The following is a 23,099-nucleotide window of genomic DNA, read 5'->3' as shown; positions in this document are numbered from 1 at the left end:
GTATTTTTCAATAGAGATTAGCTTTTTTCTATAACTGTATCATTTTTACTACAGATTTTTTGTAAAAAATATGAAACTATTCAATCATTACATGTCACATTAGCTTTTAGGGGAGCAATTATGACTACAAAATACTTAATCACAACTTCTCTTTTTTCTCTAACTTTGGTTTCTGCAGTACATGCAGCGGATGTTATAATACCAGAACAGCCGGCACCTGTTGTACCTATTATTGCCGCTCCATCTTTTTCTTGGACAGGTTTTTATCTGGGAGGTCAAATTGGTAATTTTACCAGTAAAACCCGTGCAAATTATTTAAAAAATGAGAAGACAGGGCAATGGTTACCGGTTGAAAAGGAATATTTACCTAAACTTTCCGGTTTTATAGGTGGTATTTATGCAGGTTACAATATTGATACCGGCAATGGTTTTATTGTAGGCATTGATACGGATATCATGTGGGTGAATAAAAAGGATACAAAGGGTATTGGTGTATCAAAAGGGCTTCAAATTGAGGAAACAGGGTTATATTTAGAAAAAGCAATGAGAAAGAACAATTTTCGAGATAATCCACCTCCTCCTCCGATGCCTTCTGAAACTGTGTATCATACTTTAAAACAAAAATGGGCTGGTGCTACACGGGTGAAATTGGGTTTCTCTGTTGATCGTTTTATGCCATATGTGTCCGGAGGTATTGCTTATACGCAGCTTCGTAGTATTTTTTCTAAGGATTCTGATATAGAAAAGAAAGCAATTGACCTTTCTGACTGGTTGGAAGATGAAAAAAAGACCATGGTTGGTTACACTCTTGGAGGCGGTGTTGATTTTGCAGTGACCGATAATATCATTATGCGTGCGGAATACCGTTACTCAGATTTCGGCAAAAAGAAGTTCGTACGTGATAGAGTTGAAATGCGCTATAAAACGAATGATTTCCGTGTTGGTGTAGCATATAAATTTTAAATCGCTGTGAGATAAAATGATTTTAAAGTCCCATTTTCGAATGGGGCTTTTATTTTTTCAGATATGTTCTGGAAAATCTTTTTAAGAAGAGAAATATCATTTTATTTTAAGTATCTTAAGTAATGGTTCTTTCTCTTTTTATATGTCATAAATATTTTTTATATAATAAAATAGAACATTAATACAGAAAATTTTGAGATAGTAAGATTAAGCCAAATAGATAGATCAATTGATAGTATAGTTAAGTAGTGTTTGCAAGGATAAGCGAATAGAAAAATCTATATCATGTATTGTAGAGTATTATCAAATATCTGATGTTTGAGTATTTTATAATTTGTAATAAAAATCATCTTCATTACCGAATTGAGGAAATGCTCCATTACAAATAGCATTATCAGCTGTTAAAGAGGCGGCATTATGAATATAAGAATAATCAGATAGGGGTAAGTATCACAGACAGTAGCACCCAAATATACAAGATTCATTGTAGATATGAGCAGTATTGTTTATTTTTGCATTGTTTTCAATAATCACAGTATTTATAACATGTATATTGTGTCATAGATGTTTACAAAAAAACTTTCACTTTTGTGTTTTTGTAAACGCGTGCATTTTTAATGCACACAAATTTTATCATAAACTCAGAATATGATTGTTTGTTTTCTTTTTCAATAGAGTCACTGAGATCTCTTCTAAAATAGTTTTAAATTTTTAAGGTTTGACATGTGGTATAATGAATAATTCGCCTCATGAAATTTTTATTTGTTCTTTCTTTCAAAGATTTTTATGTAATGAGGAAGAATATTTTGCCAAAAGATAAATAATTTTTCGCGCTTTAAGATAATCATTATTTGATTTTTTTCACTTATGAGTCTTGAAGAAGAGGGATAGTTTTATTTATAACTTCATTCTCCAAATGTTTAAAGTATGATTTGAAGTTAATGATTGAGACGATAAACTACAGGGTTGTGCTACTTTATCGCGTAAAGAGTGTGATAAAAAATTCACTTACTTTATTTCATTGATGCTTCTTAACTCTTTAAAAAATATAAAAAAGGTGAAATGCTAAAAATTCTTCAACAGAGAATATTTTGTCTAAAAAACACATCAATAGGAGAGCTTTTGGTAGCAAAGTCTCATAAAGGAATTTGTAATATAGCACTAGGAGATAGTAAAGAACAATTATTACGAGAGTTCAAGGCATGTTTTTCTGATGCCCAACAAGTGGATGATAGTATATTGAGAAGAGAAGTCGCGCATATTGTAGCAATGATAGAAACACCGCAGTTGGCAAAGAAGCCTCTTTTTTCTTTAGATATAAATGGTACGTTTTTTCAAAAGAAAGTGTGGACGCTATTATGTGAAGTGCCTTGTGGTGAAACAATTTCATATAAAGCATTAGCGCAACATATTGGTAAGCCAAATGCTTTTCGTGCAGTTGCGAATGCGTGTGCATGTAACGAGTTAGCATTAATCATTCCTTGTCATCGTGTTGTGTGTAAGAACGGATTTATTTCTGGATACCGCTGGGGAACTTGGCGCAAGAAGATTTTGCTACAACGAGAAAAATATGTGGGTCTTTAAAATGCATTTAACCTTGTTGAATTGGCATTGTAATGATGACAGTTGTACCTTTCATTTCTTTAGAGATAATTTCGAGTTTCCCTTTATGGAGTTCTAGCAAGGAGCGAGAAATAGCTAATCCAAGACCTGAACCAGTATGGGTTTTTGTGAGTTGATTTTCAACTTGTTCGAAAGGTTGGCCAAGTTTTTTAATTGCTGATTGGGGAATGCCAACACCTGTATCTTTAATCTTAAAGATAAGGTTATTTTTTTTCTTGAAAGCACAGACATTAATACTCCCACCAGAAGGCGTGAATTTAACAGCATTAGAGATGAGGTTAAGAAAGATTTGTTTCATGGCGCGGCCGTCAACTTCTGCATGGAGTTCTGGAGCGATATTAGTCGTAATAAAGATATTTTTTTCTTGAGCTTGGGGCGTCAGTGTACGTGTTGCTTCACTGATAATTGGTTCCAGATCAGTATTTTTACAATCAAGAGTAAATCGACCAGCTTCGATTTTGGACATATCCAAGATATCATTGATAAGGGTTAGAAGATGGGCGCCTGAATTATAAATATCATGCATATATTCTTTATAGCGTTGCGAACCAAGAGGACCAAAGGTGGATTGCAACATGATATCTGAAAAGCCGAGAATGGCGTTAAGTGGAGTGCGCAATTCATGGGACATATTTGCTAAAAATTCTGATTTAGCTTTATTAGCACTTTCAGCGCGTTCTTTTTCTGCTTTTAAACTTTTATTCAGTTTTTCCACTTCTGTTGCACGTTGTTGAGCACTTCCTCGAGTACGTTTGAGTTCTTGAATGAAAGAAAAAAGCCGTCTTTCACTGTCTTCAAATTTTTCTTGTTGTTGTTTAAGTTCCGAAATATCTGTACCAATACAAACAAGTCCTCCATCTTGGGTACGTCGTTCATTAATTTTGAGCCAACAACCATCTGCAGTTTGGCGAATACTGGTTAGGTTCCCATTACCATCATCTTTGAGAGGATATTCATTGATTGCTGGGCGGGCCATGGCTTCAACGGTTGCACGTTGGATTCCTGATTGTAGAACCTGTTTAGGGATAGCAGCATATTCGCAAAATTTGCTATTGGACATGACTAACCGCTCTTCTGCATCCCATAATACAAAGGATTCTGAAATATTTTCAATAGCATCACGAATACGAAGATCAGCTTGTGCTGTTTCTTCTGCAAGTTGACGTTGTTCACTAATATCAAAAGCAATACCAACCAAATGGGGTTCTTCTTCATCTGTCATCTCAGCGCGAATACGCATCCATACATAATGACCATCGGCATGTCGCATGGGGACATTAATATCAATATGCTTTTTTTGACCACTCATTAGTTCTTGAGCAAGATCAAAAAAATTAGCATCATTTGGATTGATAATGGCAGTAATTTGCGAAATTGATAGCAGTGCATCTTGAGGTACATAGCCCAGCATTTCATACATTGCACGTGACCAATAAACACGCCCACTCGCCATATTCCAATCCCACAAGCCACAGCGTCCACGCATCATTGCCATATCAATGCGGTTTTGAATTTTTTCTGAAATTAAATCTGTATTGCGTGCTCGCATAATTTGATTGTAATAAGCATAGAGAAGCACCAGAATAACACCACTTGTTCCTATCAACAAAGTTACATTTAACGAGAAAATTTTGCGCCACTCCATGTAGGCATGTTGTTTCTTTTCGCTGATAAAAACACCATATTGTCCATTTTCTGTTTGGTGAAATGAAGCAAGGGCAGGAACATCTTTGCCTATGGTGATTTCCATAGTTCCAGCACGTTGTCCAAGAGATTGTAAAGCAATACTTTCAGAGGTAAAGTCCTGTAGGGGGGTTCCTGAAGTAATTTCTGAACTGGACGAAGCTAAAACAGTGCCTTTTTGATCGATTATAGCAATAACAATATTGGGATTAATAAGACTTTTATTGTCAAAACGAGTAAGGATATTTTGCAAATGATTGTGAGAAAGAGAAGCCTTTTTTCCTTTCTCAGCAGTAGCAAGTAAGTCACGATCAATTGTATTGCTGATATGAGAAGCCAACAGAGTAAGGGTAGAGCGTGTGTTTTTATCAATGGCATGATGCCAACCATAGATTGATACAAAACGAATTGTTGCCAGCACAACAAGGAATGCCACAATAACAAATGGAACTGAACGTCGCAGCCAAGGTTCAATAAAGAGAAGCCTTTGATAGACTAAACCCAAAAGCAAATGGAGACGCTTTGTTTGTGTTTTATGATTTTGAGCATTCGACTTTGAATCCGCACGCACCTGCGTTGGTGCATTATATACATCCAGTTCAGCCATTGCTCGTTCCTTTAATTATGGAATAATGTGTTTTAAAAACTGTTTTAATATTCATAATCAAACCCCATAGGGTGCAATGAATCAAAACAGGAGTCCTCTGTCCAGTCTTTTTTTTAAAAAAGCTATTTTACTTTTATTGAATGTGGATTACGGAAATAAAAAAGAACTTTAAAATAACCTCTAAACAAGTTTAAATGACCTGTCTAGAGGCTTATTATGGCCCAATCGTTTGTTAATATGATTTGATAAATAGTTCTATAACATAATGATTATAAATATTTTTCTACTTTAAGTGAGCAGACGAGAGATGATCTCAGCCACATCGCTCGACAATTGGGGAGCTTGTGCAATTGTTTTTAATGCCTTTTCAAATTTTTGTTGTCGAATAGGTTCTAATTGTCTCCAAGAACGCATCATAGTGAGTAATCGCGAAGCGAGCTGTGGATTTTTTTTGTCAATTTCTAAAATGATTTGGCAAAGGAAGCTATAGGAAGCACCATCAATTCTATTAAAACCCGTGAGATTGTGAGAAGCAAAGACACCAATTAAGGCCCGTACCCGATTAGGATTATCTTGTGAAAAAAGCGGATGTTGCATGAGTTTTTGAACATGTTCAAGTGTTGAAGCTCCTGCAACCACTGCTTGAATGGAGAACCATTTATCCATAACTAAAGGGTCATTCTGATATTGGCGTTCAAAATCATTTAAGGCATTTTGCGCTTGCTCACTTTCGTTAAAGCGCCGTACTAAGACAGTGATACTGGCCATACGATCAGTCATATTATCAGCTATAGCATATTGTGTGGCAGCACGGTGTGGTTTGTTTTCTGCAACGGAAAGATAGTCGAGTATTATATTCCGTAATGCTCGTTTTCCAGCTTGTGCAGTGTTTGGTGAATAGGGCTCATTGTTCTCCATTTGTGTATAAATTTTTGTGAAGAGCTCTTGATGCGTATATGCAACTGAAAGCAAAAACTGATTACGCACATGGTGAATACGTTCTGGATCGACATCTTTACCAATTATATGGGCTAGTTCAACTTCGCTTGGTAAACTTAAACAGAATGCGCGAAACTCTGGTTCAAGACTTGCATCTGTGGTAATGTTTTCAATCAACTTTAGCAAAGCAGAGGGCATGTCTATTGTTGCTTGTGTTTTATCTTGAATAGCTTGAATCAGGGCTTTCGTCATCAAGTTGTTTAATGATTGCCAACGGTTAAGTTGATTATCATCTTTTTGTGCAAGAAAGATAAGTTCGTTTTCATTGAGTGGAGAGTGTAAATTGATAGGTGCAGAAAAGTCTCTCAGCAGTGATAAAACAGGTTTTTCACTTAATCCCTTTAATGTAAAGGTTTGCTTTTCTTGGGAGAGAAGCATAACGTTTGATTGAATATCTGCATCAGTTTCATAGCTGAGAGATTGTCCATTATGCCCTAACAAACCAAATGCAATCGGGATAAGCATTGGCTTTTTTGTGTTTTGTTGTGGTGTTGCTGGAATATGCTGTTTTGCATGAATTGTTAAAATACCATTACTATAATGGTGATCGATTTCTACATGGGGAGTTCCCGCTTGTTCATACCACAACATAAATTGTGAAAAATCTTGATGAGAGACTTCAGCAAAACAGGCAATAAAATCTTCAATTGTACAAGCCTGTCCATCGTGACGTTGAAAATAGAGGTCCATACCTTTACGAAAGAGGGTAGGGCCTAAAAGAGTATGCACCATGCGAACAACTTCTGCACCTTTTTCGTAGACAGTTGTGGTATAAAAATTGTTGATTTGACTATATTGACGAGGCCGTACAGGATGAGCGAGAGGACCAGAATCTTCAGTAAACTGCATAGCTTTCAATGTTTTTATATTTTCAATACGCTGTAAGCTACGAACATTTTGATCTGAGGAAAATTCTTGATCACGATAGACAGTTAAGCCCTCTTTTAAACAGAGCTGAAACCAATCGCGGCAAGTAATACGATTTCCAGTCCAATTATGAAAATATTCATGCGCAATAACACGTTCAACATTTCTATAATCATGATCGGTTGCTGTTTGTGGATCTGCAAGAACATATTTGTCATTAAAAATATTAAGTCCTTTGTTTTCCATTGCACCCATGTTAAAGTCGGAAACAGCAACAATATTGAAAACATCAAGGTCATATTCGCGCCCGAAACATTGTTCATCCCAACGCATGGAACGTTTAAGAGAATCCATTGCATAGGTTGCGCGTTTTGTTTTTCCTTTTTCAACATAGATACCAAGTTCAATACGTCGTCCAGATACAGTGATAAAATGGTCTTCTAATTTATCAAGATTACCACCAACAAGAGCAAAGAGATATGATGGTTTGGGATAAGGATCCTCCCAAATGGCAAAATGGTAATCATTTTCAAGAGTACCTGTTTCGACAAGATTTCCGTTGGAAAGTAAAATAGGAATAGTGTGAGAATCCGCTTCAATTTTTACCTTATAGGTAGAAAGAACATCTGGGCGATCATAAAAGTAAGTAATGCGACGAAAACCTTCGGCTTCACATTGTGTACAATAAACACCATTTGAAAGATAAAGCCCCATAAGTTGGCGATTTCTTTCAGGATTTAACTCTGTAACCAATTGCAATGTAAAAGGAACAGCCGGTGGGGTGGTAATTTCTAAACATGAAGGAGTAGCTTTATAAGCATTTTCAGATAATGTTTCTCCATTAATAGCAACAGAAATTAAGGTAAGATCATCACCAGATAGTACAAGAGGTGCGAATTCTTTTGTATTTTGACGGGGTTCAATAGATAATGTTGCTGTAACAGAAGTTTTTGTTGGTGCCAAACGAAAATGCAGTTGTGTTTTGGGAATAGCATAAGGTGTTGGTTGGTAATCTTCTAAACGATAAATGGGAATTGCTGATTGTGACATAATTTTTCCTGACTAATATTTTAAAATTAAAGAACTAAAAAAATGTGATGTTTTAAGAAAAGGTAAGAATAAAGGGGTTACAAAAAGCTATCTAAGCGGTTTTTTACTTCTAAAAAATCTATCCATGTAAGCTTTTTTTGACTAGGTGTTCGGAGAAGATAAGCGGGATGAAAGGTTGGCATAACAGGGATTTTTGTGTTGTCTTCGCTTTCATAGGTAAGCCATTTTCCTCGAGTACGGATAATTCCATTTTGCGCTCCCGTTAGAAACTGTGTAGCAATACCGCCAAGTGCGACAAGAATACGAGGTTTAGCTAAATGAATTTGCCGTTCAATAAAAGGACGGCATAACATGACTTCTCTTGGTGTTGGTGTTCGATTTCCTGGTGGGCGCCAAGGAATAGTGTTGGCTATGTAAACATTGTTTCTTGTTAAGCCAATTGATGCGAGGATTTTATTGAGTAACATTCCTGCCTTTCCTACAAAAGGGATTCCTTGTATATCTTCTTCTCGTCCTGGAGCCTCTCCTATGAGCATAAGTGGACTTCCTGCTGTTCCATCTGAAAAACAGGTGTTTTTTGCGGTTAATTTTAATGAACAGCCATTAAAGGCGAGGAGAGCAGATTTTAATTCATCAAGTGTATTTGCACTTCTTGCACTCTCTATAGCGGAAAGTTCATTTTGCATAACACTAGGGCGAAGCAGTGGCTGTTTTTCTAACTTTATGCTTGGTGCTGTTTGTTGATTATCAGAAAAATTCACTGTTTGTGTTGCTTTTTTTTCTAGGCAAACTGCTTGATTAAAGCGATCAATAGGTGAATTTGTTAGAACAGCATCCGCACCGCTTTCTTTATAAAAGTTTAAAAGTTCTTCATACGAGATTGAATACGATATTTGATTTAGCATTTTACCATTTCTAATGATCCACCAACAATAGATTAGACAATCTTATTCTTTAAGTTTTTGATGTGCTCTTTTGTAAATTTATATCTGAAACAATGATAGCCTTTTTTTGACAAAAAAGAAAAGCTCTAAGATAGGAGAGTACGCAGTTTTATGCATTAATGGGTTGTCTTATAGTTAAAGTAACTAAACAACTCTGTATTATTTCTTTACTTAATGCAAGAGATATAAATGAAGCTATTCTGACCGGACATTAATAGATTTGTAAGATAATAAAAAAAACTCTTATACCGTTATATTTATCAGAGTTGAAATAAAGATATGTTTTTATATTAAGAGAAATAATTTAGTATTTCTGAGGACATATTTATAGAAAAATAATCCATATAAAATGTAAAAGTGAACAACAGATTATGACATAATGTTAAGTTTTTAAGAATAGTTCTGATTATGATTTAACAGTAATGTGTGAACATATGTTTTTGCATTTTTTATGGCTTGAGACATAGATTCATTTAATGCTAATTGCGCTGCAATAGCACTTGAAAGGATACAACCTGTTCCACGCATGGTACCTGTTATGCGAGGCATAGAAATATTGATGATTGCATTTTTATCAATGAAGCTATCGATTGCAAGGGGACCATCTGCATGTCCCCCTTTTATTAAGAGAGAGCGTGGTCCAAATGACAAAACTTTTTGTGCTTGTTGTATTGCTTGCTGATCATGAGTTGCTAATGGACTTTGGCTGAGAAGAGCGAGTTCTTCTCTATTGGGTGTTAAAAGATCAATGTGAGGGAGAAGCCTATTGATCATAATGTCTATGATTTTTTCTGTTGTTAATTTTCCCCCTGATGAGGCAACAAGTACAGGATCAAAAATAACAGGAATATGGGTATAGTCTTCTAGGACGTTAGAGATTGCTTCTATAATTGCTTTTGTTCCTGTCATACCGATTTTTATTGCACTGATTGGATTGGCCTCTAGAGCACTGCGCATTTGTGCGGTAACGAGTTTTTCACGCATTGGAACAATTTCAGCAACGTGGTTATCATCTTGTACGTTAACACAGGTAATAGCTAAATTGGCTTTTACATGAAAATATGCTGCTGTTTCTATATCACGAACAATGCCAGCCCCTCCCGTTGGATCGGTGCCTGCCACAATAAGAATAGAAGGCTTTAACGCCATGCTTTTGTTACCTTGATCCACTGTCTTGCACGTTGTTCAGGTTTTTTATGGAGGATAATATCGCTTACAACAGCAGCACTATTGGCTCCTGCTTTTAAAACACCAACAGCACGTTCTGGTGTTAAACCGCCAATGCCCACTAAAGGTAAAGTACCAATCCGCTGTTTCCATTGTTTGATTTTGTCTAATCCTTGAGGCTTCCATTTCATTTTTTTTAAGATTGTTGGATAAATAGGACCAAGGGCAATATAATCAGGATGAACAGAAAGTGCGGTATCCAATTCTCTCTCATTATGTGTACTAAGACCAAACCTTATACCATTTTTACGAATTGCGGCAAGGTCAGCATTGCTTAAATCTTCTTGCCCAAGATGAATAAAATGACATTTTTCATCAATAGCTATTGTCCAATGATCATTGATAATGAGTTGTGCTCCCCATTTATCGCATATGTCTTTTGCTCGCCTAATATGTTGAGTGATTGTTTTAAGGTCTTCATTTTTCATACGCAATTGTACGAGTTTGATACCAAGAGGAACCAAGAGTTCAACCCAATCTGCGCTGTCAACAATGAGATAAAATGGATCTAGTTTCATGAAAAGACAGCTTTTCCAATAACGGGTGTTGAAGGAACCGCAACATTACGCGCTTCGAGAAGCCCTGCTTTATATCCCATACGTCCTGCTTGAACCGCTTTAGAAAATGCTTCAGCCATTAAGACAGGATCACCCGCTTTAGCAACCGCAGTGTTAAGAAGCACTGCATCATATCCAAGTTCCATCGCAACAGTGGCATGTGATGGGCGTCCAATACCGGCATCAATAACAAGTGTAACATCAGGAAGGTAGGCACGAATAGAACGTAGTCCATCAGTATTGTGAGGCCCTTTGGCAGATCCAATAGGAGCACACCAAGGCATAATAACTTGGCATCCAACGTCGAACAGTTTTTCAGCAACAATGAGATCATCGGTTGTATAGGCAAAAATTTTAAAACCGTCACTGTTTAAAATTTGCGCTGCTTCGATGAGAGAAAAAACATTTGGCTGTAGGGTATCGGGATTGCCGATAATTTCCAGTTTAATCCAAGAGGTTTTAAAGAGATCTCGTGCAAGCTTTGCTGTTGTAACAGCTTCTTTAACAGTGTAACAACCAGCAGTATTAGGAAGTATCGTTATATCCAGTTCTGTAAGAAATTGCCAAAATTGCCCACCTTGTTTTCCACCGGCTGTTTCGCGGCGCAATGAAACGGTTATAATTTCTGTACCAGATTTATAAATAGCATCACGAAGGATTGCGGGGGAGGGATATTGCGCTGTACCTAACATAAGACGAGAAGAGAATTTACGTCCATAAAGATTCAGCATCGTTCTAGCCTCCTTGCATTGGGCTTAAAATTTCAATTTTATCCCCCTCATGTAAGACAAATTGGTTTCGCTCACTTACGGGAACAACTTCAGCATTAACAGCAGTCGCGAGCCAATTTCCCTCATAGCCCAATTCTTCAAGTAAGAGATTGAGAGTAATGACTTGTGTTTGAACTGATTCACCATTGACAAATATTTGCATGTTTTATTCCAATGCTAATTTCACCGCGCGTTTTGCCATTTCTGGAGACAAAAGAAAACCATGTCTATAAAATCCATTAATAAAAATACGATTACCATGTTTGCGTACAGAAGGGAAGTTATCAGGATAACATGGTCGTATTCCAACACCAGATTCAATAATTTCTGCTTCAGCAAAGGCAGGATGCAAAGTATAAGCTGCATTGAGTAATTCCATCATGGATCTTACCGAAATGGCACCATCAAAGTCACTTTCAATCATTGTTGCACCAATCATAAAAATGTTGTCTTGTCGCGGCACAATGTAGAGAGGAAATCGTGGATGAAGGAGGCGAATTGGACGAGAAATTTTAATATCCCTGCTGCGTACAAGAAGCATTTCGCCGCGTACACCGCGTATATTTTTATCTTTTCCTAAACGTGCTATTCCAGTTGCATCAACGATAATATCAAAATTTGTTTCAGATGTTTTGATATCAACAAAACATGTTCCATTTTTTATAAGATATTCTTTTAAAGCAATAAGTGCTTTACGGGGATCAAGATGTGCTTCATTTTCATAAAAAAGTGCGTCATTAAAATGTTCTGCAAGATCTGGTTCAAGATTTGCTATTTCTTCATTGTTTATAATTTTATGGCTATGTGTCCGCGCTGAAAATCGTTCAAGCTCTCCCTTATCTCGTGCTGGTGCAACCACTAAAGTCCCTTTTTGTATAACAAGATGGGGAAGCGTTTTATACCACCATTCTATAGCTTGTATACCGAGGTCTTCGACGATTTGTTCAGCGTTTTCTCTTTCACAATAAGGTGCCAGCATTCCTCCTGCATACCAACTGGCAGTTCCTATAGGAGAAGAAGGAGGAGCTGCTACAGTAACAGAAAAACCTTTTTGTTGTAACATAAAGGCAGCTGTTAGCCCCCCTACACCTGCACCTTTGATAAGAATGTTTTTCAACTGCTCACTCTCTTTTTTTGCAGAGGTATGACTTCCATATAAAGGTCACCATTCTTTTGATACTTTTCTGCCATAGCCATCATACCTTCATCTTTTGTTTTTCTCACGACTGCATCACGAATATCATGGGAAATACGCATAGAACAGAATTTTGGTCCACACATAGAACAAAAATGCACCAATTTATGAGCTTCTTTGGGCATAGTCTCATCATGAAAGGCACAGGCTGTATCTGGATCAAGGGAAAGGTTAAATTGATCATGCCATCTGAAGTCAAATCGTGCACGTGAAAGAGCATTATCGCGCAATTGTGCTCTGGGCAAACCTTTGGCAAGATCAGCGGCATGAGCAGCAATTTTATAAGTGATCACTCCAGTTTTAACATCATTTTTATCGGGGAGCCCTAGGTGTTCTTTAGGTGTTACATAACAGAGCATAGCTGTTCCAAACCATCCAATCATAGCGGCACCAATTGCTGATGTAATATGGTCATAGCCAGGAGCAATATCAGTGGTAAGGGGGCCCAAAGTATAAAAAGGGGCTTCATGACAGAGTTCTAATTGCTGTTCCATATTTTCTTTAATTTTATGCATTGGAACATGTCCAGGTCCTTCAATCATAACTTGTACATCTTTTGCCCAAGCAATTTTTGTTAATTCTCCTAAAGTCTTAAGTTCAGCAAATTGAGCTTCATCATTAGCATCGGCAATAGAACCAGGGCGCAATCCATCTCCTAAGGAAAGAGAGATATCATAGGTGCGTGCAATATCACAAATTTCATCAAAATGTTCATAGAGAAAACTTTCTTTGTGATGATGGAGACACCATTTTGCCATAATAGAACCACCCCGTGAAACGATACCTGTTACGCGGTCAATGGTGAGAGGAATAAATGCTAATCTTAAGCCTGCATGAATAGTAAAATAATCAACACCCTGTTCTGCTTGTTCGATAAGGGTATCTCGGAAAATATCCCATGTTAAATTTTCAGCAATACCTTGTACTTTTTCGAGTGCTTGATAAAGAGGAACAGTTCCAATTGGAACCGGTGAATTTCTAATAATCCACTCACGAATATTGTGAATATTTCGTCCTGTTGAGAGGTCCATAACTGTATCAGCCCCCCAACGAATGGCCCAAACCATTTTATCAACTTCTTCTGCCATAGAGGATGTTACAGCTGAATTGCCAATATTGGCATTAATTTTAACACGAAAATTGCGTCCAATAATCATTGGTTCGCACTCTGGATGATTAATGTTTTTAGGAATAATGGCACGCCCATGGGCAATTTCATTGCGAACAAATTCAGCAGTATAAAATTCTGGTATTGATCTGTTAAATTTTTCATTTGAGAGTAGTTTTTGCTGATCTTTTATTGTGCAACCTTCATTTTCTCGTATAACAACATATTCCATTTCTTCGGTAATAATACCTGCACGTGCATATGCCATCTGCGTAATTGCTTTGCCATTTTTTGCTCGCAAAATAGGACGTTTTTGTTCAAAGCTTGGTGTGGAAGGGGTATCATAGGTTAATCCATTATCTTCAGGTTTAACGGACCGTGCAGGATAAGATTCAGTATCGGCGCGTTTAGCAAGCCAAGGCAAGCCAATTGCGGGCAGGCCTTTTGTAATATCAATTACCATATCTCTATCAGTGTATGGGCCGGAAGTATCGTAAATGTTTAAAGGTTCTTCATCACTGTCATCGGTCAATGAAATCTGTCGTAGTGGAACACGCACATCAGAAAAAGAAGGACTTTGTTGATAAATTTTACGTGAGGCAGGAAAGGGGGAGCAACTGATTGATGGAATCTTTTTCTGCATAAATTTTTCCTTATAAGCACATAGTTTAAAAATAAGTTGCGATGTTAGGGGGGGATATATTTAAATCATCAATCATGCACATCTGAACGAAGAGGAAATATAATACTGCTTCGTATCGAGATGCTTCAAATAAAAATGAGGAAACTTGATTGAAGAAATTAATTACAATAACTTTTATAACATTTGTACTCCCCCCATTTAAAGAGCTTTTATTTATGAAGGCATGGTTGGCTTAATTGTTTGTATTGTCAATCGCAAAGATATGTTTTTAACGATTTTTCTATGTTCGTGAGAAGTAAAAGCAGCTGCTATGAAGTAGAAAAATAATATTGAAGTGTCTTATAAACAAACAATCAATTCAAGAATTGAATTGAAATGAGAATGAAGAAAAACAAACTTTGAAAGCTGTACAACGAAAGAACAAAAACAGAAGTCATTTGTTCAAAGCATAGCAAGAAAAAATAATGAAAAATAGTATAAAATATTTTTATTGCAGCTTTTGCTATGCAAGAGGTACCAAAGGGTTGGCTTTTATGCGATGGTGCCATTTATAAACGCAAAGATTATTCGCAATTATTCAAGACAATAGGTGATAAATGGAGAAAAGACAGTGATACAATCTTTAAAGTTCTAGATTTTAGAGGAATGTTTTTACGTGGCTTTGATGATGGTCGTGATCTAGATGTAGATAGATAGTTTGCAGATGAGCAGTACGATAGCACAAAATCACATACGCATATTGGCACTATTGAGGAGGCAGGTGAGCATACACATAATTTTCAGTATAAAACATTTGGATGGCTTGCTAATACTGTTGGTCGAAGGAATCCATATTATTATAATCTTGAATATACCACAGGAACAACACAACTTGCTGGTACACACACGCATAAGCGAACTATTTTTCAACAGGTGAAATAGAAACACGGCCTGTTAATGCAACGGTTGTTTATGCCATAAAATCATGAATTATCTTGGATAATGAATAATTTATCTGCCATTAATGATATTTTTAATGCGGAGAAAATCTGCGTTCTTTTTATGCAACACATAAGGGGCTCATGGCATGTAAATAAGATATTGGAGAACGTGTTAAAAGGTTTCTTAGGTGATGAGGAAGTAATTTCCAATATTTGTAAAGTTAAACATATAAAATATTATAAGAAGAATGGAGAATTATAACTTATTTTTTACATCTTCTTAATATTAAAGAGATATTTTTGTACATCTTTCATATTTTCTTATAAAGACTATTGTGGCAGAAAGAGAGAGATGATTGCTTCTTTTTATGAAAAGAAGATGTGGGAGAAGGACAAAGCCTTAAATGTTTTTTATCAAATAAAATTTTGAAAACTCTTTGAGTATACGGATTTTCTTTTTCAAGATGTCTTTAGAGGCGCGATTCTCTTTCAAAGAGAAGAGAGCTGCTGTGTGGAAAAGAGTTCATTACAATTATCGAACGCTTCTCCATATTTTATTTTGCTATTCTTATAATTTTTTATTTAAGCCAATAGATTTTCTACAAATTCGTATCATAAGCAGGATGCTGTTTGAGGGAGTATAAACGGCACATTTGTTTTAGGTAGTTCAGAGACGATTAGAGCACAGTGATAGACATCACGAAGATTTTGCGTTGTCAAAACGATAGAGGCGTTTCCCTCGCAATAAATTTCTCCTTGCTTTAACAATATCATTTTATCCGCATAATGTGAGGCAAGATTAAGATCGTGGAGGACAGCAAGAACACCACCACCACGACGGGCAAAATTCTTGGCAATATCCATAACAACAATTTGATGTTGGATATCGAGGCTTGCAATAGGCTCATCTAAGATCATCCAACGAGGAATTTCATGATAAACCGGTTCCCATACTTGGCAAAGTACACGAGCAAGTTGCACTCTAGCCTGCTCTCCACCTGATAATTGATGATAATATCGATTATTATAATCAGCAAGGCCAACATATTCTAAGGCTTTTTGGGTACGATTTTGCAATTCGGTTTTGGTAATAGCGCATTGGTTTACAGAGAGACCAAGTTCTACAATTTCATGAACTAAGAATGGAAAAACGAGCGTTGTTGATTGTGGTAACACTGCACGCATTTTTGCCATTTCAGAAGTTTTCGTTTGGCTAATATCGTGACCATTTAAAGTCATTTTTCCACTATAGGGGATCTCTCCACTCAGTGCTTTAATGAAAGTACTTTTGCCAGATCCATTGGGACCGATAATAACGGTAAGAGCACCACTTTTAGCTTGCAAATTGATACGGTTGAGAATCTTCTTTTTCCCGCGTTGAACGCAGATATGAGACGCTTCAATCATGAAAAATTTGCTCCTCGTTTGCGTATAAGAATCCACAGGAAAAAAGGAGCCCCAACAAGTGCTGTAACGATTCCAATTGGCAATTCTGCTGGAGCAACAATTAAACGTGCAAAGGTATCGGCAAAAATAAGCAATGCAGCCCCCAAAAGAGCAGAACAGGGAATAAGATAACGATGATCTGGACCAATCAATTGACGCAAAATATGTGGAACAACAATACCGATAAAACCAATACCACCACTAACAGCAACAGCGCTACCACACATCAGAGCAACAAGGAAAATAGCAATATTTTTAACGCGTTGAATATGGAAACCAATATGACCAGCAACGGCTTCTCCAAGGGCAAGTGCATTAAGAGCACGTGATAAAAGGGGCGAAAAAAAAAGTCCAACACAGATAAAGGGCAGAACAAGCCAAACTTTTAACCATGTAGCACCCGCAAGAGAGCCAAGACTCCAAAAAGTAATATCACGCAATTGTTGATCATTTGCTATAAAAATGAGTGTTCCAATAATAGCACCACTTAAAGCACCAAGAGCGATACCAGCAAGAAGCATTGTTGCAATAGAGGTAAAACTATGATGCGTTGCTACAGTATAGAGAACAACTGTTGATAAAAGTCCGCCCCCAAAAGCCCCTATGATAACTTTATAAGGCTCCAGAAAAGGTATTAATGAAACAGGAAATGCGATACCAACAACAATTGCTAAAACAGCACCAAGACTTGCACCTGCTGATACACCTACAATTCCAGGATCAGCAAGAGGGTTTCTGAAAAGCCCTTGCATAAGAACACCAGAGACAGCTAAAGATGCTCCAATCAATACCCCTAAGATAACACGAGGAAGTCTAATGTCGACAAGTATGAGATAATCACGTGTTTTACTACTTACTGAAAAGTCCTGTGTCAGCATGATATGGAGGAAGTCAAATAAAGAAACCTTTGAAGCACCATTCAAAAGTCCACCCAAAATACTTAAGATAAGGAATATAATAAGACTTAACAGTACAATCTTTTTCAAATTTGTATGGTTTACTCTTTTACTCGTATTTGTTTTAGGTGCATACACTATGGACGTATTATCTAACATTTCTATTAGCTCTTACCATTTTTCTTTGCACCATAAAATATATTAATAAGCTCTCTTGATGCATCTGCAGTGCGCGGACCAAATCCTAAAAGATACATAACATCCATCTGTGCGATGGCGCGGTTTTTTGCAGCGGTCGTTGCTTGAACTGCTGGTATAGCTAAAATTTTTTCAATGTTAGTGGATTTTTCACCATGCTTTACAAGTAAAATAACATCTGGGTTTGCTTTCAATAACGCTTCACCATTGAGCAACTTGTATCCTTTATAATCGGTGATGGCATTGATCCCACCTGAAAGCTTTATCATACCATCGGCAGCTGTATCTGTTCCAGATGCCATAACGCTGTCATTTTGTACGGACAGAACAAAAAGAACACGCTTTGGCTCTGTTACTTTTGCTAAAAGTGCATCATTATCTACAAAATCACGGCTTAATTTTTCAATTAATGCAGCAGCTTGCTCTTCACGATGAATGGCTTTACCAACAATGCGAATCTTTTCTATTACATTTTCACGAGAATAGTTTTCTGGTACGATTACTATAGGGACAGAAGTTTTTTTAAGAATATCGATTGTTGAAGCAGGACCACTTCCTTCAATAAGCAATATGCCTTCTGGAGCAAGAGAGAGAACCCCTTCAGGTGATAAGGCTCGCATATACCCAAGAACAGGAAGTTTGAGTGCTTCTTGTGGATAAACGCTTGTACTATCACGAGCCACAAGTTGATTTTGCGCTCCTAATTCATAAATGATTTCTGTAAGAGAACCGCCAATAGAGACAATTCGTGCATTTTTAGAAAACTGTGTTGTAGGTTCAGCGATAACTTGTTGAGAAAGGAGCGCAGAAAAAAGCAATATAAAAGTAAAAAAAATATCAAAGTATCTCCGTAAAAAAAGTACAATCATCTTAGAATTTACCTTTCTACGCGACCACAGCTTCTTGACATGAGGGCAGACTATCTAATAACGAGCGCCAATCCTCACGTTCTTTTTGTCCTTCCTTGCGCATGCCAAAGAATTGAACAATCATTTCACCATTTTTATCAAAAACTTCAAGCGAACTGACATAACTATCACTGGTAGGTTTGCGAACAGACCATACGCTATCAATACCGGAAACGAGCAAATGCAGGTCAAATTTATGATCCAGAACATTAAGCCACGGTCCTACTTGCTTAATATTTTTTACTTGTCCAGTGAAAATCTGAATACATCCTCTGTTACTAACAAAGCACATAATGGGTATTTCTTGCTCTGCAACTTCTTTGAGCATTATCTCAACAGCTTCCATCCTTAATTCATTGGCAAACTCATGACCAGCATATTTTACAGCATCATGTCGATTAATTTTAAATTCAGAAATAATCTTATGCAGTTGGTGCACATCGGTCATATTCCGCCAACGTTCTTGGAACTGTTCAATATCCAAATCTGTTGTCGTATCACGTTGGACTGAAATAGAAGCAGGAAGGACACCAAGAACAGATGATTGGTCTTCATGAAGCAATTTTTCAACAAGTTTACCCCATTCTTCCATATTCGTTGTATCTTTAGAATAGAGTTTTAAAATAGCAACACCATATTGATCAAAGAATTGTAAACTCTTTGTAGGTTTTCCAAGAACAATGACCTCATACTCGAAACCGAACTTCCATTGTTTTGCAAAAATACGTAAATCAATCTCCCCAAGTGTAATAGGGACGTGCTCATTTTGAACAATTTTTTCAAAACATCCTGTTACTTCGTGAACAGCGTATTCATTACGTGTCAACGCCATAACTGTTCCAAGTTGAGGAGCATTTTCTAAGAGAGTAGCAATATCAATTTTTAACCTTTTCGCTTTTCCAACTGTACAATAAGCAGCAACAAGTTCTGCTTCAGATATGCCAATAGAAATCGCAAAATCACGATTTCGCATTTCTTTTTTTTCTTCACGCAAACGAATAATCATCTCAGCTGTATATGACATAGACTTTCCTTAATGTTACTTTAGAGAGTTAACCTTTAAAATTTAACGATTCAAAAGCAATGGGTTGCCCATTCTCAACGAATGGTTCAACCCATCACCAAATAAGCCCTTACTATCAACAGCAAAATAACCAAAATCAACATACTAAAAAGAGTTAGTACTCCCCTTTCAAGTTTTTGTGATTTAAAGAACAATGAGAACAGAAACACAATAATTCATCCTTTTACAATTCCCCATTGAGCTTATGGTTTTAACAGAAGCGACTAAAATTTTTGCACAAACGACACTTTAAAATTGCGACCAGGCTGGCTATAGTAGTCTTTTGGTGTTGCACTATCACCAGAGGGAAGGTCTAATATATTCCAATACTTTTTATTGAAAAGATTATAAACACCTGCTCTTATAACGGGTCCCTTTTCACCAAAAGGCTTCCACCAACTTGATATATCAACAACTTCATACCCAGGAACTTTCTGATAATCAGATTTGCCAGAAACTTTGTCACGTTTGGCCACTACAGTCAGTGTAGCATCTGTTCCCCAAGTTTCCTGCCCATATCCTAACTCGATAACTGCTTTCAAAGGCGGAATTGAGTTAAGATATTCATTTGTGTCAAGATCTTTTCCTTGCGAATAAGAAAGAGAGAAGTTGCTACGGAAGCCACTATAAAGAGCCAAATGCATTTTTGCTTCAGCACCCAAAATTTTTACGCGCGAGCGATTCATGTAATGACGACGCATAAATCTAAACTCTTCTGATGGACCTATATCCATAGTATCGATGAAATCTTTATATTGATTAACAAAGCCACTCAGTGAACCACCAAAATTTGTATTCCCATATTGTATGCCGATATCATACCCATTGCTTGTTTCTGCTTTAAGATCAGGGTTTCCTTTTACATAATAAGCAGAAGGTTTAATATAAGAGACATAAAGTTCTGAAACACGTGGTGCACGGAAAGCTTGTGCCCATTGAGCATAGAATGTCACTTGATCACGAACATCCCATTCTACGCGCAACTTAGGAGAAAAGCGCGAACCATTCCGTTCAGGAGGAAAAGGATCTGAAATGAGAGCTTTCTCATAAGAAGAAGTTTTTTGAGGGGTATATTTATACCAATCGTAACGAACTCCAGGCGTTACACGGAAACGACTATCTGCCAACCCAATTTCATTTTCAAAAGCTAAACCAAAGTTATAGCTATGCGTATCTGGCGAATCTGACCGATTAGAAGGAACAAAGAGACATCCCCGTTCATTTTCTTTTAAATGACAATTATCTTTTCCTAGCAAATAATGATGCCACTTAGATGACGAAGCATCTGCGGCAAACTTTAACCTGTGGCTTACAGTACCAATATTCACGCGTTTATAACCATAAGAATTCAAACCATAATTGCTATTATTGACAAGATTATCCCTCAAAAAATCCCCTTTTGGAGCTCTAAGACGAACACCAGTTGTAATATCATTATTTGATTGTTTTAGCCAATAAACTTGCCCAAGAAATGCATCAAAAAATGCATCTCCCTCGCCATTGTAATTATAAGAGAAAGAAAGACGTTCACGACGTTTATTGTCTTTTTCATAAGCAGAACCTGGAACGTACCTTGAACCTATATTTAATAAATGCGTGTTTTTATCATAATGAAAACGTTCTGCTGTAAAACCAAGTCTGTGGTTATCATTGAAGTATTGATGAACTTTAAAAAGTAAATTATTTTGATCAAAACGAGCGGGGTTTTTACGGGTGCGTTCATCATAGCCCCCTACGGTCCCCATATTTTTGCGTTCATGGCCTTCTGTATAAGAACCTTGGAAAAGCAAGAATGTTTGGTAATTACGCACAGCAAAAGCTTGATTCACGCGCCAACTATTATCAACAGAATGATAACTACCTTTTATAAGGCTACCCCATTTTTTTTCTCCAGTGATAAGGTCTTCAGGATTAAGGGTACGCAAAGCAACAATCCCTCCCAAAGCACCAGATCCATAAAGACTAGAATCTGATCCTTGAATGATATCAAATGTAGAAAGGGCACTAAAGTCAAACGTTGTATTTCCACTATTCCCACGCAATATATCATCAAGCCATGGAAGAACAATACCATCCATTGTAGTAAGCACACGCTGCGCATCCAAACCACGAAGCACAAAACTGCTCTTACTTGTGTTGTAAGTTATAGACGAATCAAGACGACTAACATCATGAACATCATTTATTTGTTTTTCACTAATATCCTTAGCGGTTATCCGATTGGTCAGAATATTTACTGAACCTGTATCATCTTTTTTCCCTTTAATAACAATCGGCTTAAGCTCAGTCACAGCATCCGTGTTACTGTTCTGCGCAAAAACAAATGAAGGTATACAGACCGATAACGCACTTAAAATTATGCAGTTCTTATGGATATTTTTTCGTCTTATTCGCATAACACATTATAACCTTTTCTTAGAACGAACCCCTCCCTAGTTTGAAAATTTGACATACAAAAATGCTTGACTCACCGACAACAAATTAGCCAGTCAAGCAAAAAAGTGATTTGACTCCAGCAAAAAACCACGGCAAAATCATATTAAACATGACAAAAGCAGTCAAGAAAAAAGTTGCAATTTTAAAAGAGCCTGTTTTAATGAAGATAGCACCTAGTATTAGGTTTAAAATAGCAGCGGAAGAAACGATGATTTTTGTAAATACGAGGCGGTTATTAGCTCTTTGGATTGGTGGGTTTATTTGCGCCGTTTCTTTGCATATGGCATTGGGAGCACAGTTTTATTTCTCTGATACTGGTGTGGGAAATGGTATGCTCTCATCCCCGATCATGCTGACTTTTGTTCAGGAGCCTCTTTATTCAGATGTTGACACGGATTCCCCAGATATAGACACTGATCTATCGAATGTTAGCACAGAACCAGAAGTGTTGCCACTTGATTTTTCAGAGCAGGATTCAGAAATATCAGAAGCAGTGGATGAGGTTCAATCTGAAGATCTTCAATATACTGTAGAAAAGGATGATTTTAACGTTCTGAAATCTTTAGAAGACCCTTTCCCTCAAAAAGATGAGCATAAAGTGCATGATAAAAAAGCAGTACCACAAAAGGCTATGCTAAAGCAGCCCACTGTAATAAAGTCTGTACGCTCGTCTGTCGCTGCTCAGGGTGGTGATACAGCAGCACGTGCAGATGCGTTGTTAAGAGAGTGGTTGACAAAGGTACAGGCACAATTAGAAAAGCAAAAAAGTTATGTTGTAGGACAGCGTATCAGTCGTACAAAAGGGACAGTAACATTAGAATTTAGGGTACATGAACAGGGAAGTGTTTTTTCTAGTCGTGTTGTAGCTTCTGCCGGTGATCTGGAACTTGATCGATTAGCCATAGCGGCGCTTCAACGTGTAGGCTCTTTTCCGCCTCCCCCTCCATCAAAAGTGAACAAAATTATAAGAGTGTCATTGATATTCAACTAATTTTA

At 37.1% G+C, this 23,099-nt stretch carries 17 protein-coding genes and 1 pseudogene; 4 read left to right on the top strand and 14 right to left on the bottom strand.

Translation table 11 applies throughout. The annotated features are described in order from the left end of the window. Window positions 1–120: 120 nt before the first annotated feature. Together ABD917_RS02465 and ABD917_RS02460 are read left to right on the top strand one after the other, a co-directional pair. On the top strand, window positions 121–963 hold the full coding sequence (locus ABD917_RS02465; protein ID WP_345118508.1) for an outer membrane protein: 843 nt from the start codon (window positions 121–123) through the stop codon (window positions 961–963). A gap of 1,062 nt (window positions 964–2,025) precedes the next feature. Beyond that, window positions 2,026–2,547: a methylated-DNA--[protein]-cysteine S-methyltransferase gene (locus tag ABD917_RS02460; RefSeq protein ID WP_345118507.1), complete on the top strand. Its 522-nt coding sequence runs from the start codon at window positions 2,026–2,028 to the stop codon at window positions 2,545–2,547. 7 nt (window positions 2,548–2,554) lie between these two features. Here the strand turns inward: ABD917_RS02460 and ABD917_RS02455 are convergent, their stop codons facing one another. From ABD917_RS02455 to thiC, 9 genes are all read right to left on the bottom strand, one after another. Next, window positions 2,555–4,876: an ATP-binding protein gene (locus ABD917_RS02455; RefSeq protein WP_345118506.1), complete on the bottom strand. Its 2,322-nt coding sequence runs from the start codon at window positions 4,874–4,876 to the stop codon at window positions 2,555–2,557. Window positions 4,877–5,164: 288 nt separating this feature from the next. Next, window positions 5,165–7,792 carry an aminopeptidase N gene (gene pepN, locus ABD917_RS02450; RefSeq protein WP_345118505.1) on the bottom strand — a complete coding sequence of 876 codons (2,628 nt, stop codon included), beginning with the start codon at window positions 7,790–7,792 and terminating at the stop codon, window positions 5,165–5,167. A 77-nt stretch (window positions 7,793–7,869) separates the two neighbouring features. Then, window positions 7,870–8,697 (bottom strand): uracil-DNA glycosylase, encoded by an 828-nt coding sequence (locus tag ABD917_RS02445; RefSeq protein WP_345118504.1) that lies wholly within the window; start codon window positions 8,695–8,697, stop codon window positions 7,870–7,872. Window positions 8,698–9,126: 429 nt separating this feature from the next. After that, the gene (locus ABD917_RS02440; protein ID WP_345118503.1) at window positions 9,127–9,885 is read right to left on the bottom strand and encodes a hydroxymethylpyrimidine/phosphomethylpyrimidine kinase; all 759 of its coding nucleotides are present in this window, start codon (window positions 9,883–9,885) and stop codon (window positions 9,127–9,129) included. Further along, complete coding sequence (locus tag ABD917_RS02435; RefSeq protein WP_345118502.1) at window positions 9,876–10,481, bottom strand: thiamine phosphate synthase; 606 nt, start codon at window positions 10,479–10,481, stop codon at window positions 9,876–9,878. The genes ABD917_RS02440 and ABD917_RS02435 overlap by 10 nt, the downstream gene beginning before the upstream one ends. Beyond that, window positions 10,478–11,251 carry a thiazole synthase gene (locus ABD917_RS02430; RefSeq protein ID WP_345118501.1) on the bottom strand — a complete coding sequence of 258 codons (774 nt, stop codon included), beginning with the start codon at window positions 11,249–11,251 and terminating at the stop codon, window positions 10,478–10,480. Before ABD917_RS02430 ends, ABD917_RS02435 begins: the two co-directional genes overlap by 4 nt. A 4-nt stretch (window positions 11,252–11,255) precedes the next feature. Beyond that, a complete protein-coding gene (gene thiS, locus ABD917_RS02425; protein ID WP_345118500.1) occupies window positions 11,256–11,453 on the bottom strand; it encodes a sulfur carrier protein ThiS in 198 nt (65 codons plus the stop codon). A gap of 3 nt (window positions 11,454–11,456) precedes the next feature. Continuing rightward, complete coding sequence (locus ABD917_RS02420; protein WP_345118498.1) at window positions 11,457–12,407, bottom strand: FAD-dependent oxidoreductase; 951 nt, start codon at window positions 12,405–12,407, stop codon at window positions 11,457–11,459. After that, window positions 12,404–14,236, bottom strand: a complete 1,833-nt coding sequence (gene thiC / locus ABD917_RS02415) for a phosphomethylpyrimidine synthase ThiC (RefSeq protein WP_345118497.1) — start codon at window positions 14,234–14,236, stop codon at window positions 12,404–12,406. Before thiC ends, ABD917_RS02420 begins: the two co-directional genes overlap by 4 nt. 486 nt (window positions 14,237–14,722) lie before the next feature. Between thiC and ABD917_RS02410 the strand changes: the two are divergent. Further along, window positions 14,723–15,204 (top strand): annotated as a pseudogene (locus ABD917_RS02410) (tail fiber protein); the annotation flags it as partial. 564 nt (window positions 15,205–15,768) lie between these two features. On the opposite strand, the gene ABD917_RS02405 reads toward ABD917_RS02410, so the two are convergent. From ABD917_RS02405 to ABD917_RS02385, 5 genes are all read right to left on the bottom strand, one after another. Beyond that, window positions 15,769–16,563, bottom strand: a complete 795-nt coding sequence (locus ABD917_RS02405; RefSeq protein ID WP_345118496.1) for a heme ABC transporter ATP-binding protein — start codon at window positions 16,561–16,563, stop codon at window positions 15,769–15,771. After that, window positions 16,560–17,657: a FecCD family ABC transporter permease gene (locus ABD917_RS02400; RefSeq protein ID WP_345118495.1), complete on the bottom strand. Its 1,098-nt coding sequence runs from the start codon at window positions 17,655–17,657 to the stop codon at window positions 16,560–16,562. Before ABD917_RS02400 ends, ABD917_RS02405 begins: the two co-directional genes overlap by 4 nt. A 5-nt stretch (window positions 17,658–17,662) precedes the next feature. Beyond that, the gene (locus ABD917_RS02395; protein WP_345118494.1) at window positions 17,663–18,565 is read right to left on the bottom strand and encodes a heme/hemin ABC transporter substrate-binding protein; all 903 of its coding nucleotides are present in this window, start codon (window positions 18,563–18,565) and stop codon (window positions 17,663–17,665) included. Window positions 18,566–18,581: 16 nt separating this feature from the next. Then, the gene (locus ABD917_RS02390) at window positions 18,582–19,628 is read right to left on the bottom strand and encodes a hemin-degrading factor (RefSeq protein ID WP_345118492.1); all 1,047 of its coding nucleotides are present in this window, start codon (window positions 19,626–19,628) and stop codon (window positions 18,582–18,584) included. Between the two features lie 263 nt (window positions 19,629–19,891). After that, window positions 19,892–22,063, bottom strand: a complete 2,172-nt coding sequence (locus ABD917_RS02385; protein ID WP_345118490.1) for a TonB-dependent hemoglobin/transferrin/lactoferrin family receptor — start codon at window positions 22,061–22,063, stop codon at window positions 19,892–19,894. A gap of 248 nt (window positions 22,064–22,311) precedes the next feature. Here ABD917_RS02385 and tolA point away from each other — a divergent pair, with 248 nt between their 5' ends. Beyond that, complete coding sequence (gene tolA, locus ABD917_RS02380; protein WP_345118633.1) at window positions 22,312–23,094, top strand: cell envelope integrity protein TolA; 783 nt, start codon at window positions 22,312–22,314, stop codon at window positions 23,092–23,094. Window positions 23,095–23,099 lie beyond the last annotated feature (5 nt).

This window comes from Bartonella pachyuromydis, assembly GCF_039543065.1.
GTDB classification, from domain to species: domain Bacteria; phylum Pseudomonadota; class Alphaproteobacteria; order Rhizobiales; family Rhizobiaceae; genus Bartonella; species Bartonella pachyuromydis.
This window is presented reverse-complemented; position numbering and strand designations above follow the sequence as displayed.

Excerpts from the sequence above, each read along its gene's own strand:
- ABD917_RS02465 (WP_345118508.1), top strand. The coding sequence starts at position 121 with ATGACTACAAAATACTTAATCACAACTTCTCTTTTTTCTCTAACTTTG.
- ABD917_RS02460 (WP_345118507.1), top strand. The coding sequence starts at position 2,026 with ATGCTAAAAATTCTTCAACAGAGAATATTTTGTCTAAAAAACACATCA.
- ABD917_RS02455 (WP_345118506.1), bottom strand. The coding sequence starts at position 4,876 with ATGGCTGAACTGGATGTATATAATGCACCAACGCAGGTGCGTGCGGAT.
- pepN (WP_345118505.1), bottom strand. The coding sequence starts at position 7,792 with ATGTCACAATCAGCAATTCCCATTTATCGTTTAGAAGATTACCAACCA.
- ABD917_RS02445 (WP_345118504.1), bottom strand. The coding sequence starts at position 8,697 with ATGCTAAATCAAATATCGTATTCAATCTCGTATGAAGAACTTTTAAAC.
- ABD917_RS02440 (WP_345118503.1), bottom strand. The coding sequence starts at position 9,885 with ATGGCGTTAAAGCCTTCTATTCTTATTGTGGCAGGCACCGATCCAACG.
- ABD917_RS02435 (WP_345118502.1), bottom strand. The coding sequence starts at position 10,481 with ATGAAACTAGATCCATTTTATCTCATTGTTGACAGCGCAGATTGGGTT.
- ABD917_RS02430 (WP_345118501.1), bottom strand. The coding sequence starts at position 11,251 with ATGCTGAATCTTTATGGACGTAAATTCTCTTCTCGTCTTATGTTAGGT.
- thiS (WP_345118500.1), bottom strand. The coding sequence starts at position 11,453 with ATGCAAATATTTGTCAATGGTGAATCAGTTCAAACACAAGTCATTACT.
- thiC (WP_345118497.1), bottom strand. The coding sequence starts at position 14,236 with ATGCAGAAAAAGATTCCATCAATCAGTTGCTCCCCCTTTCCTGCCTCA.
- ABD917_RS02405 (WP_345118496.1), bottom strand. The coding sequence starts at position 16,563 with ATGATTGAAGCGTCTCATATCTGCGTTCAACGCGGGAAAAAGAAGATT.
- ABD917_RS02400 (WP_345118495.1), bottom strand. The coding sequence starts at position 17,657 with ATGTTAGATAATACGTCCATAGTGTATGCACCTAAAACAAATACGAGT.
- ABD917_RS02395 (WP_345118494.1), bottom strand. The coding sequence starts at position 18,565 with ATGATTGTACTTTTTTTACGGAGATACTTTGATATTTTTTTTACTTTT.
- ABD917_RS02390 (WP_345118492.1), bottom strand. The coding sequence starts at position 19,628 with ATGTCATATACAGCTGAGATGATTATTCGTTTGCGTGAAGAAAAAAAA.
- ABD917_RS02385 (WP_345118490.1), bottom strand. The coding sequence starts at position 22,063 with ATGCGAATAAGACGAAAAAATATCCATAAGAACTGCATAATTTTAAGT.
- tolA (WP_345118633.1), top strand. The coding sequence starts at position 22,312 with ATGATTTTTGTAAATACGAGGCGGTTATTAGCTCTTTGGATTGGTGGG.